The 15,618-nt window shown below is 44.0% G+C and carries 15 protein-coding genes and 1 riboswitch; of the genes, 1 reads left to right on the forward strand and 14 read right to left on the reverse strand.

What is annotated here, in order from left to right; translation table 11 throughout:
* Window positions 1–67 precede the first annotated feature (67 nt).
* From VHA01S_RS17110 to moaA, 11 genes are all read right to left on the reverse strand, one after another.
* Window positions 68–1,012 (reverse strand): glutathione S-transferase family protein, encoded by a 945-nt coding sequence (locus tag VHA01S_RS17110; protein ID WP_023405599.1) that lies wholly within the window; start codon window positions 1,010–1,012, stop codon window positions 68–70.
* 178 nt (window positions 1,013–1,190) lie between these two features.
* On the reverse strand, window positions 1,191–2,177 hold the full coding sequence (gene oppF / locus VHA01S_RS17115) for a murein tripeptide/oligopeptide ABC transporter ATP binding protein OppF (protein WP_023405600.1): 987 nt from the start codon (window positions 2,175–2,177) through the stop codon (window positions 1,191–1,193).
* Between the two features lie 11 nt (window positions 2,178–2,188).
* Window positions 2,189–3,163 (reverse strand): ABC transporter ATP-binding protein, encoded by a 975-nt coding sequence (locus tag VHA01S_RS17120; RefSeq protein WP_023405601.1) that lies wholly within the window; start codon window positions 3,161–3,163, stop codon window positions 2,189–2,191.
* Between the two features lie 20 nt (window positions 3,164–3,183).
* Window positions 3,184–4,086, reverse strand: coding sequence for an oligopeptide ABC transporter permease OppC (oppC, locus tag VHA01S_RS17125; protein ID WP_023405602.1), 903 nt, complete (start codon window positions 4,084–4,086; stop codon window positions 3,184–3,186).
* Between the two features lie 14 nt (window positions 4,087–4,100).
* Window positions 4,101–5,021 (reverse strand): oligopeptide ABC transporter permease OppB, encoded by a 921-nt coding sequence (gene oppB, locus VHA01S_RS17130; RefSeq protein ID WP_023405603.1) that lies wholly within the window; start codon window positions 5,019–5,021, stop codon window positions 4,101–4,103.
* Window positions 5,022–5,122: 101 nt separating this feature from the next.
* Entirely contained in the window at window positions 5,123–6,754 is a 1,632-nt protein-coding gene (locus tag VHA01S_RS17135) for an ABC transporter substrate-binding protein (protein WP_023405604.1), read from the reverse strand.
* 529 nt (window positions 6,755–7,283) lie between these two features.
* Window positions 7,284–7,730, reverse strand: coding sequence for a molybdopterin synthase catalytic subunit MoaE (gene moaE, locus VHA01S_RS17140; protein ID WP_023405605.1), 447 nt, complete (start codon window positions 7,728–7,730; stop codon window positions 7,284–7,286).
* Window position 7,731: 1 nt separating this feature from the next.
* Complete coding sequence (gene moaD, locus VHA01S_RS17145; protein ID WP_023405606.1) at window positions 7,732–7,977, reverse strand: molybdopterin synthase sulfur carrier subunit; 246 nt, start codon at window positions 7,975–7,977, stop codon at window positions 7,732–7,734.
* Window positions 7,974–8,453, reverse strand: coding sequence for a cyclic pyranopterin monophosphate synthase MoaC (moaC, locus tag VHA01S_RS17150; protein WP_023405607.1), 480 nt, complete (start codon window positions 8,451–8,453; stop codon window positions 7,974–7,976). Before moaC ends, moaD begins: the two co-directional genes overlap by 4 nt.
* Window positions 8,454–8,459: 6 nt before the next feature.
* Window positions 8,460–8,972, reverse strand: coding sequence for a molybdenum cofactor biosynthesis protein B (gene moaB, locus VHA01S_RS17155; RefSeq protein WP_023405608.1), 513 nt, complete (start codon window positions 8,970–8,972; stop codon window positions 8,460–8,462).
* 56 nt (window positions 8,973–9,028) lie between these two features.
* On the reverse strand, window positions 9,029–10,018 hold the full coding sequence (moaA, locus tag VHA01S_RS17160; RefSeq protein ID WP_023405609.1) for a GTP 3',8-cyclase MoaA: 990 nt from the start codon (window positions 10,016–10,018) through the stop codon (window positions 9,029–9,031).
* Window positions 10,007–10,175, reverse strand: a riboswitch (molybdenum cofactor riboswitch). (Overlaps the previous gene by 12 nt.)
* 173 nt (window positions 10,176–10,348) lie before the next feature.
* Between moaA and yvcK the strand changes: the two genes are divergently transcribed.
* Window positions 10,349–11,236, forward strand: a complete 888-nt coding sequence (yvcK, locus tag VHA01S_RS17165) for a uridine diphosphate-N-acetylglucosamine-binding protein YvcK (RefSeq protein ID WP_023405610.1) — start codon at window positions 10,349–10,351, stop codon at window positions 11,234–11,236.
* Window positions 11,237–11,274: 38 nt separating this feature from the next.
* Here yvcK and VHA01S_RS17170 read toward each other — a convergent pair whose 3' ends face one another.
* From VHA01S_RS17170 to uvrB, 3 genes are read right to left on the reverse strand one after another with little or no spacing between them, the layout of a single operon-like run.
* Window positions 11,275–11,634 carry an Hpt domain-containing protein gene (locus VHA01S_RS17170; RefSeq protein WP_023405611.1) on the reverse strand — a complete coding sequence of 120 codons (360 nt, stop codon included), beginning with the start codon at window positions 11,632–11,634 and terminating at the stop codon, window positions 11,275–11,277.
* Window positions 11,627–13,030 (reverse strand): quorum-sensing sigma-54 dependent transcriptional regulator LuxO, encoded by a 1,404-nt coding sequence (gene luxO / locus VHA01S_RS17175; RefSeq protein WP_023405612.1) that lies wholly within the window; start codon window positions 13,028–13,030, stop codon window positions 11,627–11,629. The genes VHA01S_RS17170 and luxO overlap by 8 nt, the downstream gene beginning before the upstream one ends.
* Before the next feature lie 35 nt (window positions 13,031–13,065).
* Window positions 13,066–15,111: an excinuclease ABC subunit UvrB gene (uvrB, locus tag VHA01S_RS17180; protein WP_023405613.1), complete on the reverse strand. Its 2,046-nt coding sequence runs from the start codon at window positions 15,109–15,111 to the stop codon at window positions 13,066–13,068.
* Between the last annotated feature and the right edge of the window lie 507 nt (window positions 15,112–15,618).

Genomic DNA, 15,618 nt, shown 5'->3' on the forward strand with positions numbered 1-15,618 from the left:
AATGAAAACACCCGCTCACTGAGCGGGTGTTTTTGTATGTGCTTCTATAAATAATATCAAAAATCGACTAAACCAAATCTCGATTATGCTCTGATTCAAAATCTAAGTCTGGCCCTTGCGGTATCACTTGAGTTGGGTTTATCCCGGTATGGCTGAAGTAATAGTGACGTTTGATCTCGGCAATATTGGTGGTTTTTGCCACCCCACTCACTTGATACAACTCTTTTAAATAACCTTGCAAGCGGCGGTAATCGCTAATGCGTTTTTTATTGCACTTAAAGTGCCCCACATACACCGCATCAAAGCGCACCAATGTGGTAAACAAACGCCAATCGGCTTCAGTGAGTTGACTACCGGTTAAATAACGATGCGTAGCGAGATGCTCGTCAATTTTATCTAATGCGGCAAATAATGCGTCATAAGCTTCGACATACGCTTGTTGCGTGGTGGCAAAGCCGCAGCGATAAACGCCATTGTTGATATGCGGATAGATATACTCATTCCACTCATCTATCTGCTGGCGTAATGCTTGAGGATAAAAATCCAGCGTGTTGCCTGTCAGCGCATTAAATTCGCTGTTAAACATACGGATGATTTCAGAGGATTCGTTGCTAACGATGGTGTGTTGCTGTTTATCCCACAATACAGGTACGGTGACACGTCCGGTATAATCAGATTTAGCTTTAGTGTAGATTTGATGAAGTTTATCAAAGCCATACAGAGGATCAGGCACATCAAACTCCCAGCCCTCACTGAGCATATCTGGGCTGACGATACTGGCGGAAATGTGCTCTTCTAACCCTTTTATGGCTCGAAAGATCAATGTTCTGTGCGCCCAAGGACAAGCTAACGAGACGTATAAATGGTATCGACCTGATTCTGGCTTAAACGGCGCATCCTCAGCATTTTGTATCCAATCACGAAACCCCGCATCTTCGCGCACAAATTTCCCACGGCTTGCTTTAGTGTCGTACCAGATGTCCTGCCATTTTCCTTCGACTAACTTACCCATTACTTACTCCCTAAATTGACCTTTATTCAGTATAAGCAGTAATTGTAATTTTTGATTATAGAATAACGACTTATAGTAACGATTGGTATAAGAGAGCGGAATTAGCATTGCATTTGCATAAACAAAAAAGAGCGTGCTGCATACACAACACGCTCTGGCTTGTCACAGCCGAAAAAGATTAATAGGAGTGGAAGCAAGATACCGCGTGCATATCATCCCCTTCAAGGACTGGCTTGTCTTTCGCACACGCTTCGGTTGCCACCGGACAGCGAGTTCTAAACACACAACCAGAAGGTGGATTCATTGGTGAAGGTAAATCCCCTTCTAGCATCTCAATCTTCTTCGCGCGCTCAAGCTTAGGATCAGGAATGGGTACAGCTGACATTAAAGCGCGAGTGTATGGGTGTTTAGGATGAGCAAACAGTTTGTCTGACTCGCCAAGCTCTACTGCATTGCCTAAATACATCACCAACACGCGATCTGAAATGTGTTTAACCACTGACAAATCGTGAGCAATAAACACTAGGCTTAAACCAAATTCTTTTTGTAGCTCTTTAAGAAGGTTAACTACCTGCGCCTGAATCGATACGTCTAGTGCCGATACCGGTTCATCACAGATGATCATCTTAGGCTTTAAAATCAATGCACGGGCAATACCGATACGTTGACACTGACCACCAGAGAACTCGTGCGGATAACGGTTGATAACGTTAGGCAGCAGGCCCACTCTATCCATCATCTTTTTCACTTCTTGCTTCACTTCATCCTTGCTTAGCTTTGGATAAAAGGTTTGCAATGGCTCAGCAATGATATCCCCTACGGTCATACGCGGGTTAAGTGATGCTAGCGGGTCTTGGAAGATCATTTGAATGTCTTTGCGCGTTTCACGGCGCTGCACTTCTTTCATCTTAGCCAAGTCTTGACCAAGCCAAACAATCTCACCTTCGGTCGCTTCCACTAAGCCGACAATTGCGCGAGCAAAAGTAGACTTACCACAACCAGACTCACCGACCACACCCAGAGTTTCCCCTTCGTAAAGGCGAACATTAACGCCATCAACCGCTTTAAGTGGTGTCGGTTTGCTCCAAGGCCAAGCCGATTTTGACGCAATCTGAAAATGAACCTTTAGTGATTTCACATCCAGTAGTAAATTTTTATCATTCATTGGTGATGTGCTCATCGTGTCCAAGCCTCGTGATCAGAAAAACATGCGCGTTGACGCCCCTCACCAAATGGCGTGAGGATCGGTGACTCGCTCTTACAGCGATCAGTTACGCGGTGACAGCGTTCTTGATAAGGACAACCTGGTGGCAAACGCAGTAAGTTTGGCGGGTTACCCGGGATCGTTGGCAAAATTTCACCTTCCGAATCCAAACGAGGAATCGCTCTTAATAGACCTTCTGCGTATGGGTGGCTTGGCGAGTAGAAGATTTCATCTACTGTGCCATATTCCATAGTTCGGCCTGCGTACATCACCAATACTTTGTCACAAGAACCGGCTACCACACCCAGATCGTGCGTGATCATGATAATTGAGGTATTGAACTCTGATTTTAACTCGTTCAGCAAATCCATGATCTGCGCCTGAACGGTAACATCTAGTGCCGTTGTTGGCTCATCAGCAATCAAAAGTTTTGGACGACATAGCAGTGCCATCGCAATCATCACACGCTGACGCATGCCACCTGAGAACTCATGCGGATACATGGTAATACGCTTACGCGCCTCAGGGATTTTTACCGCTTCTAACATGCGTACAGATTCTTCAAACGCTTCTGACTTACCCATGTTTTTATGCAGCATCAACACTTCCATCAATTGATCACTCACCTTCATGTAAGGGTTAAGTGAGGTCATTGGATCTTGGAAGATCATAGCGATTTGTTCTGCGCGAACCTTATTTAGCTCTTTTTCTGGAAGGTTTAGGATTTCCTTACCTTCAAACTTCGCACTGCCTTTGATAATGCCGTTTTTTGCCAGCAGACCCATAATCGCAAACACGGTTTGTGATTTACCAGAGCCTGACTCACCCACGATACCCAAAGTCTCGCCCGCTTTAAGCGAGAAGTTTAAATCGTTTACCGCGGTTACTGTGCCGTCTTGAGTAGAAAACTCTACTCGCAGGTCTTTTACATCTAATAAATTGCTCATCACTGAATTCCTTATTGTTCTTATCTGTCTTTTGGATCAAGTGCATCACGTAAGCCATCGCCCACGTAGTTGAAACAAAATAGGGTTACGACCATAAACAAGGCCGGGAATGTCAGCTGCCAAATAGCCACTTCCATCGTTTGAGCACCTTCTTGTAGCAATGCCCCCCAACTTGTCATTGGCTCTTGAACGCCTAGACCAAGGAAAGATAGGAATGATTCAGTCAAAATCATACTTGGTACAAGCAGGGTCGAGTAAACCGCTACAATACCCAGTACGTTTGGCACAATGTGACGAGTAATAATGCGCCACTTACTTACGCCACAAACGTGCGCCGCTTCGATGAATTCTTTACTGCGCAAGCTCAAGGTTTGACCACGCACAATACGTGCCATATCAAGCCAAGCAATCGCGCCGATAGCCACGAATATCAACACGATATTTCGGCCAAAGAAGGTCACCAATACGATAACCAAGAACATGAAAGGAACCGCGTATAGGATTTCCAGAATGCGCATCATAATACGGTCAGTACGTCCGCCAATGAAGCCCGACGCTGCGCCGTACAAAGTACCAATCAATACTGCAACCAGTGCGCCCAGTACGCCCACCATTAATGAGATTCGGCCACCGACTAAGGTACGTACAAACAAATCGCGCCCCAGGCTATCAGTACCAAACCAATGCTCCATAGAAGGTGCGGCATGCATGGCATACCAGTCAGTATCATCATACGCATACTGCGACACCAAAGGCAGGAAGATAACTGCCAAGGTGATTAAGGTTAGAATGAACAAACTCACCATCGCCGCTTTATTACGCATAAAACGAATGCGGGCGTCTTGCCATAACGAGCGACCTTCAATTTCAAGGTTCTCTGAGAACTTCTCAATCGCTTCTAGATTTTCTTTTTTAGATAACATGCATAATTCCTTTCTTAGAAGCGAATCTTAGGATCGATAGCGGCCAGAAGAATATCCACCACAGCGTTAAACAGGATAAACAAGAACCCGATTAAGATGGTGATCCCCATAACCAATGAGTAATCTCGGTTAAAGGCAGCGTTAACGAACAGTTTACCAATGCCCGGTAAACCAAAGATGGTTTCAATAACAACTGAACCGGTAATGATGCCGACAAACGCAGGCCCCATGTAAGAAACAACCGGAAGCAGTGCAGGTTTTAGTGCATGTTTAAAGACGATGTAACGGTAGCTCAATCCTTTCGCGCGAGCGGTGCGGATAAAGTTACTGTTTAGAGTTTCAATCATTGAGCCACGGGTAATACGTGCAAAAGTGGCAACGTATAACAGTGACATGCCAATCACTGGCAATACAATGTACTCCCAGCCTCCACTGTGCCAGCCACCGGCTGGGAACCAACCAAGGTTAATTGAGAATAGATAAATCAATACCGGCGCGAGTACAAATGAGGGCATCACTACCCCGAGCATGGCGGTCGCCATTATCGAGTAGTCGAGCCACGTATTTTGCCGCAGTGCGGCTATGGTGCCGACCGTGACCCCCATGATAACGGTGAAAATAAATGCGAAGAAGCCAATCTTAGCAGAAACAGGTAAAGCGTCAGCTACCAACTCATTTACTGTGTAATCTTTATATTTAAATGATGGTCCAAAATCACCCTGTAGGATGTTAGTCAGGTAAGTGGTGTACTGCTGTAGCACAGGCTTATCTAGGCCGTACTTAGCGTTAATGTTTGCCATAACCTCAGGGGGTAATGGTCGTTCACTTGAGAAAGGGTTACCTGGCGCGAAGCGCATCAAGAAAAAGGATATCGTAATGAGAACCAGTAATGTTGGGATTGCTTCGAATATCCGTTTAGCAATAAATTTAAACATGATTCTTCCAGTCTGTGACAAAAATAAAAAAAAGTAAAAAGACTCTGCATGCGCTTGCGCACATGCAGGTCGGTCATATTATTGTTTTTAAAAGTAAGTGATTACTTAGCGATGATGTACATATCTTTAGAGAACATCTTGTCTTCAGCATTATTGGCTGGGTAACCGCCTACTGTAGGAGAGACAAGACGAGAAGTAACGTACTGATAAATCGGTGCGATTGGCATATCGGTTGCCAATTGTTGCTCCGCTTGGTTGTAGATATCTTCACGCTGTGCATCGCTAGTAGCTAGCATAGCTTTCGCCATTAATGCATCGTAAGTATCGCTGTGGTACTTAGGATCATTTGAGCTGTTGTTAGATTGCATGAGTGACAAGAAGCTAGACGCTTCGTTGTAGTCACCACACCAACCGGCACGAGTCACATCGAAGTTACCTTCACGGCGCGTATCTAGATACGTTTTCCACTCTTGGTTTTCAAGTTTGATGTTTACACCCAGTTCTTTTCTCCACATAGATTGGATTGCAGTTGCAATCTTCTTGTGGTTTTCAGAGGTGTTGTACAACAAAGTGAACTCTAGTGGGTGACCTTTATCAAAGCCTGCTTCTGCAAGTAGCTCTTTCGCCGCTGCAATACGCTCTTTTTGCGTCATCTTGCCGTAAGCCGGTAGATCAGGGTGGAAACCCGCTGTGATCTCAGGCGTTAGGAAGTAAGCTGGCTTTTGACCTTGACCAAGAATCGCTTTTGCAATTACGTCACGGTCGATAGCGTAAGAAAGCGCTTTACGAACACGAACGTCATCAAATGGTGCTTTAGCGTTGTTAAATCCGTAGTAGTAAGAACACAAGTTACCTTTCACGTTCACCGCTTCAGGATGCTCTTTCTGTAGACGACGGAAGTGCTCTGTTGGCAATTCGTTGGTGATCTGAATTTCGCCAGACAAGAAACGGTTCATTTCTGATACTTGGTTCTCAATCGGCAAGTAAGTCACCTTATTAAGAACAGTATGTGCGTTGTCCCAGTATTTCTCGTTACGAGTCAGCTCTAGACGCTCGTTGACTACCCATTTGTTTACCACAAATGCGCCGTTACCTACAAAGTTTGCAGGGCGAGTCCACTGATCACCATACTTTTCAACAACCGCTTTATTCACCGGCTTCATCGTTGTATGGCCAGTCATCATTACGAAGTATGGCAGTGGTGTATCTAGGTGTACTTCAAGTGTATGGTCATCAATTGCCTTAACACCCAAAGTTGATTTGTCTTTCTTTCCAGCAACGATGTCAGCTGCGTTAGTCATAGTAGTCATTTCTAAATACCATGAGTACGGCGATGCTGTTGCCGGATCTACCGCACGCTGCCAGCTGTACACAAAATCTTGTGCTGTTACAGGGTCGCCATTTGACCATGTCGCTTCTTTACGTAGGTGGAATGTAAATGTTTTATTGTCTGTCGTTTCCCAGCTTGTTGCTACGCCAGGAACGGTATTACCGTCTGCATCTTGGTTTACTAGACCTTCTAGCAAATCACGAATAACGTGTGACTCTGGTACACCTTCAGTTTTGTGAGGGTCGATTGAAGCGACTTCTGTACCATTACCTCGAACCAATTCTTGAACTTTAGCAAGTTTAGTACCTTCTGGTACTTGTGCTGCAATAGAGGAGAAAGAAGTAGCTGCCACGGCTAGGCTAGCTCCAAGAAGAAGTCCTTGGGTGATTTTGTTTTTATACATGCAAATAAACTCCAGTTTTTTAATGTTGCATCCATGAATCCCTTATGCGGACCTATAGCCATTGTTGTTATCTATTTTGTGTCCGTAAAATTATATAAAAGGCTATAAGACATAAAGAATGGAAACAAAGTTACCAATCCTTGAAAGTTTTTGCCATAAAAATGTCACCTTGCAGTACTTAAACTCCTGCATAGGTCAATATTTCAGAACTTAATTCCATCTCAAGCGTAAAATTCAGTGATCTAAATAACAAAAACCAAAAAACATTATTTACACTGCATGGATATTCATCAAACCGTGATACAGATCACCATTTAGACCACCACAGCTAACATTCATTTAACTAATAAGTCATACAATAAGAACCAAACCACAAATATCATTACATAAAGAAAAGGTAAATTTTAGAAACAAAATGTAAAATTTAATCAAGTTTTATGCGCAAGATCAAAAAAGCCCCAAATTTATTGGGGCTTTATAATATTTAAAAAATCTGTGATATGGATCACATTAGCGTGAACTTATATAACTACCAACGCTGCATTGATTCCTGATCGGATTCACGAGACTCTATCCAACGAGATGCATTGGTTAGACGCTCTTTTTTCCAGAAAGGTGCCTTGGTTTTCAAGTAATCCATAATAAATTCACAAGCTGAGAATGCGGCATCTCGATGCGCACTAGAAACACCAACCAACACGATTTGGTCGGCAATATCTAAATCCCCTACTCTATGTATCACTGTCACCTTATCTAAAGGCCATCTCGCTCGAGCTTCATTGCAGATTTCGTGCAATGCTTTTTCTGTCATCTGCGGGTAATGTTGTAAATGCAGGCCAACAACATTATCACCAAGATTAAAATCTCGTACTTTTCCTACAAACGTAACCACGGCGCCAATAGACGAAGATTCGCCTAATAGAGCGTATTCTTTAGCAAGGTCGAAATCTTGTTCTTGAACCAGCACTCTATCCATGTTACCCCCCTGTTACCGGAGGGAAGAACGCCACTTCATCGCCAGCTTTAACTAAAGTGTCTAATGGTGACATGGTATGGTTAACCGCGGCTAATAACTTGCCTGACTCAAGCGCTAATGCCCATTTATCACCGCGAGTGATTAATTGTTGGCGAATCTCATTTACCGAAGCGCTTTGTTTATCAATAAGCACCTCATCCTGCCCCACCAACTCACGCACTTGCGCAAAAAATACCACTTTAATCATAGGCTTGCCTCAAAGTGTCCTGATTTACCACCGCTTTTCTCTAGCAGTCTGACTTGGGAAATAACGATATCTTTTTGTACCGCTTTGCACATGTCATAAATGGTCAACGCCGCCACAGAGGCTGCCGTCAGAGCTTCCATCTCTACGCCTGTTTTACCGGCCAGCTTACAGACAGATTCGATTCTCACTTGATTACTTTCTAGTAGTGGTGTCAGTTGCACTTCCACTTTAGACAGCAACAAGGGATGGCAAAGGGGAATTAAGTCCCACGTTTTCTTGGCCGCTTGAATGCCCGCAATGCGCGCAGTAGCAAACACATCACCTTTGTGGTGATCACCACTTAATATCAGTGATAATGTTTGCTCAGACATAGTCACAATAGCTTCTGCACGTGCTTCGCGGACGGTGTCCGCTTTTGCCGACACATCCACCATGTTCGCTTCGCCATTTTGATTGATATGGGTTAATTCACTCATTCGACGTTACTTCCCAATATGTGGCATGAAGTTACACGGCTTATGACGTGAATCTAACTGATCCTTGATAATACGAGTCCAAGCTGTGCGACATGCACCTGTTGAGCCTGGCATCGCTAAAATAACCGTACGATTAGCAAAACCACCAATAGCACGCGATTGGATGGTTGAAGTGCCAATTTCTTCATACGAAACCGCGCGGAACAATTCACCAAAACCTTCTACTTGTTTATCAAACAATGGTGTCAGTGCTTCTGGAGTAAAATCACGTGCCGTAAAACCTGTACCGCCCGTTAGCAAGATGGCGTCTACAGACTCATCGGCAATCCACTGTGAGACGATGGCACGAATCTTATAAACATCATCAATTACAATTTTCTTATCCGCTAATCGGTGTCCGGTTGCTTTAACCTGATCCACTAAATAGCCACCACTGGTGTCTGTCTCTTCTGTGCGAGTGTCAGATACTGTTAATACCGCAATGCTAGCCGGCGTAAAATCGTCATGAGCGTGTCCCATAAGTCTCAATTCCTTTGTACTATTTATAATAATTTAAATTAAACGAGGTAAATAAATTAACCGCCAATTGATGCCAGATGAGGAGTTGATCCTGGATTGTTCTGGTCGAGATGGTGACTGACGTCTTTTATTTTTAAACCTTCTGAAATGCGAGCAATCAGCTCTTCTTCTTGCTGGTCTTCTTGCATGAGGTCGCGAAGTTCTAAACCTTCTTCTCCAAAAAGACACAAATGCAGTTTACCCATTGCCGAAACGCGCAGTCGATTACAAGTAGAGCAAAAGCCTTTTTCATAAGGCATGATTAACCCTATCTCACCTTCATAGTCTGGATGGATAAATACTTGAGCAGGTCCATCGTTGGCTTCTCTAAGCTTTAACAGCCAGCCATTAGCAATCAAGTGATTGCGTATCGACACTCCTGACACATGGCGTTTATCAAACAGCTCATCCATTTCACCGGTTTTCATTAACTCAATAAAACGCAGCTGTATTGGCCTATCTTTAATCCAATTCAAAAACTGCGGCAATTGCTGGCTGTTTAAATCTTTTAGCAGCACCACATTCACTTTGATTTGCTCATACCCTATTTCAAAAGCGCGGTCGATCCCCGACATCACATCGTGAAAACGATTTTGTCCGGTGATCTGATAAAATTGTTTAGGGTCTAAGCTATCTAAGCTGACATTGATATGAGTTAAGCCCGCTTGCTGCCAATCAGAGACTTGCTTTTGCATGCGATAGCCATTAGTGGTGGTGGCTATTTTTTCGATACCTGGAGTTTGCGCTACGCTGTGCACGATATCAGTAAAATCTCGACGCAGTGTTGGCTCGCCACCAGTAATGCGCACTTTCGTGGTTCCACAATGCGCGAAGGCTCTCACTACACGCTGTATCTCGGGTAGAGTGATAAATGGGGGGCGCTTACTCGCTTCAGGACGATAGCCGTCCGGTAAGCAGTAATTACACTTAAAGTTACATACATCGGTAACAGAAAGGCGCAAGTAATAAAACTTGCGTTGGAAACTATCTTCAAATTGTTGCGTCACAAAACACCTTTCCTAAATACGGGAGGCAACGCCATTTCTAGAGTAGCCCTGGTGACAAAATGTCACGGCCAAAACCACATATTATGTAAATTAAACGCCCCGTTTTAAGGGTAATAACGACAAACTTAGTGGAGAAGACTCGGAGTTTTTCACCTACAGTATAAACCATTTTTCGCAGGCGAGAGTAAAGCCTAATGGAATGATTGAATGTTTACCAAGATGAATCTACCAAAAAGCGGGTTCAATCAACTTCATAATCAATTTATTTGGTCTATTTCTCAATTTCAGATACATTTACTAAAAATCCTCTAAGAATAATGAGTTACCAGCGTGGATATATTCTCAGAAAACAAAGTCGTCGCCGTTGGTGGCGGACATGGTTTAGGGCGCATGTTAGCGGCACTTAAAGACTTTGGTGAAAATGCTACAGGCATTGTCACCACCACAGATAATGGTGGTTCTACGGGGCGCATTCGACATTGCCAAGGCGGAATTGCTTGGGGAGATACTCGTAACTGCATTAATCAGCTGATCACCGAACCTTCAATTAGCTCGATGATATTTGAATATCGTTTTCGTGGACTGGGTGAGTTAGACGGTCACAATCTGGGGAATCTGATTTTAACCGCAATGGACAACCTTTCTATTCGCCCTCTGCAAGCAATCAATTTAGTTCGTGAAATGCTAAAAGTTGAGGTGAATATTTTACCTATGACTGAACACCCATCGGATCTGCGCGCCTTATCAACCAAAGGTCATTGGGTAAAAGGTGAAACCAGCGTCGATGAAATGGAAGAAGATCTATTGCGATTGGATCTTGACCCCGAAGTGCCGGCCATCAGTGAAGCCATTGAGGCACTAAAGCAAGCCAATGCCATTATCTTAGGTCCGGGAAGCTTTCTCACTAGCATCATGCCTCCGCTGTTACTGCCAGAGATTGGCCGTGCCATAAACAGTAATCAGCAAGCAAAAGTGATCGTAGTAGAAAACCTAAGCCCTGAATACGGACCTGCAGGACGCATGGAATTGGCGCAAAAATTGGCATGGATTGAACGTGCCTGCCAAGGTCGAAAAATTGATGTGGTACTTGGCGGTCAGCCTCATCCGGATTTAGAAGACAAGTGGAACATTGTCACTCGCGATCTTGCCTCGATGAACAGAGAATGGCGTCACGACCGCGATAAACTCAGCTTAGCTATTCTAGAGCAATTATCATAGCTACATAAATATGATGACCGCATTATTATGATAAACAATTAATGCAGTTGCGCTTGCAACTGCTCTAATTTATACACAGTACGTCTTAATATCGATACTAGCTCTGCGCACTGCTGATCAAATTCAGCTAAGCGTTGTTGTTTATAAAATGCATCCATCTCGGTGGCTTTTTCGGTGACTAAAATAGCGCCAAAACTTGGTGCGCTACCTTTAATCGCATGACAAGTACGTGCTATCAGCTCTCGGCTTTGCTCATTAATTTCTACGCCATCTATCTGCCCGATATAGTCTTGTAACTCTTGTTTAAACAGGTCGAGTAAGGCGGGCATCATTTCCTCACCGACTTGGGCACTCAAACTGACGATCTTGTCGTTTTGTAGAAGATTAAACTCATCCACGTCCTTTCTCCCACTTTTCTAATTTTCGATACAGTGTTGATGCACTCACATCCAACTCCGCAGCCGCAGAAGGAATACTGCCACCACATAGTTGAATAGCTCTTTCAATCACCCGACGCTCAACTTGCGCTAAAGGAATGATTTTTCGACTGTCATCACTGTGTTCAGGATCTAAAAAGGTATCAATGGCATCTTCTGAAAAAGAAGCCACTTTGAAGCGATCCAGTGGCGACGGTAACATGTCTAAGGTCACCTCTTCGCCTTCATTTAATACCACGATATTCCGAATGACGTTTTGTAGTTGACGCACGTTTCCCGGCCAAGGATAGCTGACAAAATGACGCAACACCTCTTCTTGGAATTTACCAAAATTTTTGTTTTCTTCTAAAGAAGTAAAACCGAGCAACGAATAAGCGATTTCAACAATATCGTCCCCCCTTTCTCTCAAAGGCGGAAGATGCAAGGGAATAACATACAAGCGATAGTATAAGTCTTCACGAAAACGACCTTTACGCACCTCATCCCAAGGGTCTTTGTTGGTCGCGCACACAAAGCGCACATCCACTCGGCTCAATTTTGAAGAGCCTACTTTTTGATAAGTACTGGTTTGAATAAAGCGCAGTAATTTTGTCTGCAACTCTAAATCCATTTCGCACAATTCATCTAAAAATAAGGTGCCACCATCGGCAAGCTCTGCCGCCCCTTTACGATCCGTCGCCGCTCCGGTAAATGCCCCTTTAACGTGACCAAATAACTCGCTTTCAATCAAATCTTTGGGAATTGCGGCACAGTTAAGCGCAATAAAAGGTTGCGTGCTACGGTTGCTGACGGAGTGAATCGCCTCTGCACACACCTCTTTACCCGTGCCACTTTCGCCAGTAATAAAAATACTCGCTTTGCTGGATGCCGCTGAATCTATGGTTTTGTACACCTGCTGCATGCTAGAACTGGAACCAATAAAGCCTTGATATTGGCTCACATCCCCCAGCACATCGTACTGCGCATTTTGCGTTTGGTGAATGGCTTTGGAGACCGTGATGCGCAGCTGATCGGCTTCGCACGGTTTGATCAAAAAATCATGCGCTCCTGCGCGCATTGCCTCAACCGCCACTTCAATCGAGCCGTAAGCGGTCATAAATATCACGGGCACTTTTGGCGCTTGAGTACGCACCTTTTTCAGTACATCCATACCAGTCATATCTGGCAGATGTAAATCAAGCAGCATAAGATCAATCGAATGCTGGGTAAGGTGCGCAAGCGCCGCCTCACCACTGGAAACAATACAAATGTCTAAATTAAGTGTCGCGAGATACGTTTGGTACAAAGTGGCAACCGATAACGTATCTTCAACCATTAATAGTTTTAGCTGTTGATTTTCTGCTTTGTTTTTTGGCATTGAACCTAAACCTGATAAGGCGCTATTAAAATAAATTAACTATTGGCGATGAATTGACGACGATACTCTTCCATCTGATCGCGTTTAGCCGCAGCTTCTTCAAACTCAAGATTTTGTGCATGCTGATACATCTCATTTTCCAGTTTAAGGATCAGTTTCTCAAGCTGTTGCGGGGTTAAACTCTTATATTGTTCATCATTTTCAGCCACTTTCGACAAAGGTACAGCCTTAGACTTCCTATTGCTACTGGATTTGGTGGCGTTACCAAGCTCCATAATGTCTTTGATACTTTTCTTCAGCGCTTGCGGCACTATGCCGTGCTCTTCATTGTATTGTTGCTGCTTTAAACGGCGACGCTCAGTTTCGCCCATCGCTTTCGCCATCGATTTAGTAATGCGGTCCGCGTATAAGATGGCTTTCCCTTCTAAGTTTCGCGCCGCGCGACCTATACTCTGTATCAAGGAACGCTCAGAACGCAAAAAGCCTTCTTTATCTGCATCTAAGATAGCCACTAACGATACCTCAGGCATATCCAGACCTTCTCGAAGTAAGTTAATGCCTACTAACACATCAAATTCGCCCAAACGTAAATCACGAATGATCTCAACACGTTCCACCGTATCCACATCAGAGTGTAAATAGCGCACCTTCACATCATGCTCTGTCAGATACTCGGTTAAATCTTCTGCCATGCGCTTGGTTAAGGTCGTAACCAACACCCTTTCATCTTTTACGCTACGAATGCGTATTTCAGATAAGAGATCATCGACTTGGGTGGCTACTGGGCGCACTTCTAACTCAGGATCAAGCAGACCCGTCGGACGCACCACTTGTTCAGCGATATCTCCACCAGAGGTTTCTTTTTCGTAATCACCCGGCGTTGCCGACACAAAAATGGTTTGCGGCGCTAGTGCCTCAAACTCATCAAATTTAAGCGGTCTATTATCCAATGCCGATGGTAAACGAAAGCCAAACTCTACCAAGGTCTCTTTACGAGAACGGTCGCCTTTATACATAGCGCCGATTTGCGGCACGGTGACGTGGGATTCATCAATCACCAACAAACCATCGTGCGGAAGATAATCAAACAAAGTCGGTGGCGGCTCACCCTCATCACGTCCGCTTAAATGCCTAGAATAGTTTTCTACTCCAGAACAAAAACCCAGTTCGTTCATCATTTCAATATCGAACTGTGTACGCTGGCTAATGCGCTGCTCTTCCAATAGCTTGTTGTTTTCTAGTAGGTATTGTTTGCGATCCACCAACTCTGCTTTGATTTTCTCAATCGCTTCTAACATGCGATCGCGCGGCGTCACATAGTGCGTTTTCGGATAAATGGTATAGCGAGGCAAATCGCGTTGAGTCACCGAGCCTGTCAAAGGATCAAACACGCTAATACAATCTATCTCATCATCGAACATTTCAATGCGCACTGCATCGTGTTCCGATTCGGCAGGATAAATATCAATCACTTCTCCGCGAACACGAAACTGACCACGCTCAAACGCCACATCATTACGCGAATATTGTAATTCGGCCAAACGGCGCAAGATATCGCGTTGATTCACCACATCACCACGAGTGACGTGAAGCATCATTTTCAAATAGGATTCAGGGTCGCCCAAACCATAGATTGCCGACACCGAGGCCACAATAATCGCGTCCTTTCTTTCAAGGAGCGCTTTAGTGGCTGACAGTCTCATTTGCTCGATGTGCGCATTCACCGACGAATCTTTCTCTATAAAGGTATCGGTCGTCGGAACATAGGCTTCCGGCTGATAGTAATCATAGTAAGAGACAAAGTATTCCACGGCATTGTTAGGGAAAAAGGCCTTCATCTCACCGTACAGCTGAGCGGCTAGGGTTTTGTTCGGTGCCAAAATAATCGCAGGGCGCTGCGCTTTAGCAATCACATTTGCCAATGAAAAGGTTTTACCTGAGCCGGTTACGCCCAGTAAAGTTTGATGCGCTAAGCCATTGTCGAGCCCTTCTAACAGTTGCTTAATCGCTGTGGGCTGATCTCCTGCAGGTTGATAGCTTGAGACTAAATCAAACGTTTTTGTGTTTTTTTCTTCTTCCACAATGAGTTACCTTCACCTGACAGTTCTTTATGGTTAGTTATATCAATTTTATCACGAATAGTGCTAGCACTCGATTTTAACATTTGCTATATTCTTCAACCCTACAGAAAAACCCCCTCTTTCGTAACATCAATTTAACTCACAGCTTTTCCCCAAAATTCGGCAATCGTTACATTTGTGTTCATTTTCTAAGCTTTTGAAATATGCCTCTTTTTAGTGCCTTTATAGCACGTAATTCTCGTACAACACCTTGTCTTAATTGAATTTCCTTATTTTGTCTACGCGCAAGTTAACGTTACTGACTTGTTAACAGAAAAAAGTTACCCATGAGTAATTAACACACTTATCCACAAAAACAGTGGATAAGTAGTCGAAAGCCTTATTGGCTCTGGGCTGGCTATTTGTGTAAAAGCCACTAAAATACTTTTTTTAATATTTCTGATGATTTTGTATTGACAGATATTTACCATATCAGTAATATTCCGCTCGCTTTACAGCGATTCCCCC

The organism is Vibrio halioticoli NBRC 102217 (assembly GCF_000496695.1).
Taxonomy (GTDB): Bacteria; Pseudomonadota; Gammaproteobacteria; order Enterobacterales; family Vibrionaceae; genus Vibrio; species Vibrio halioticoli.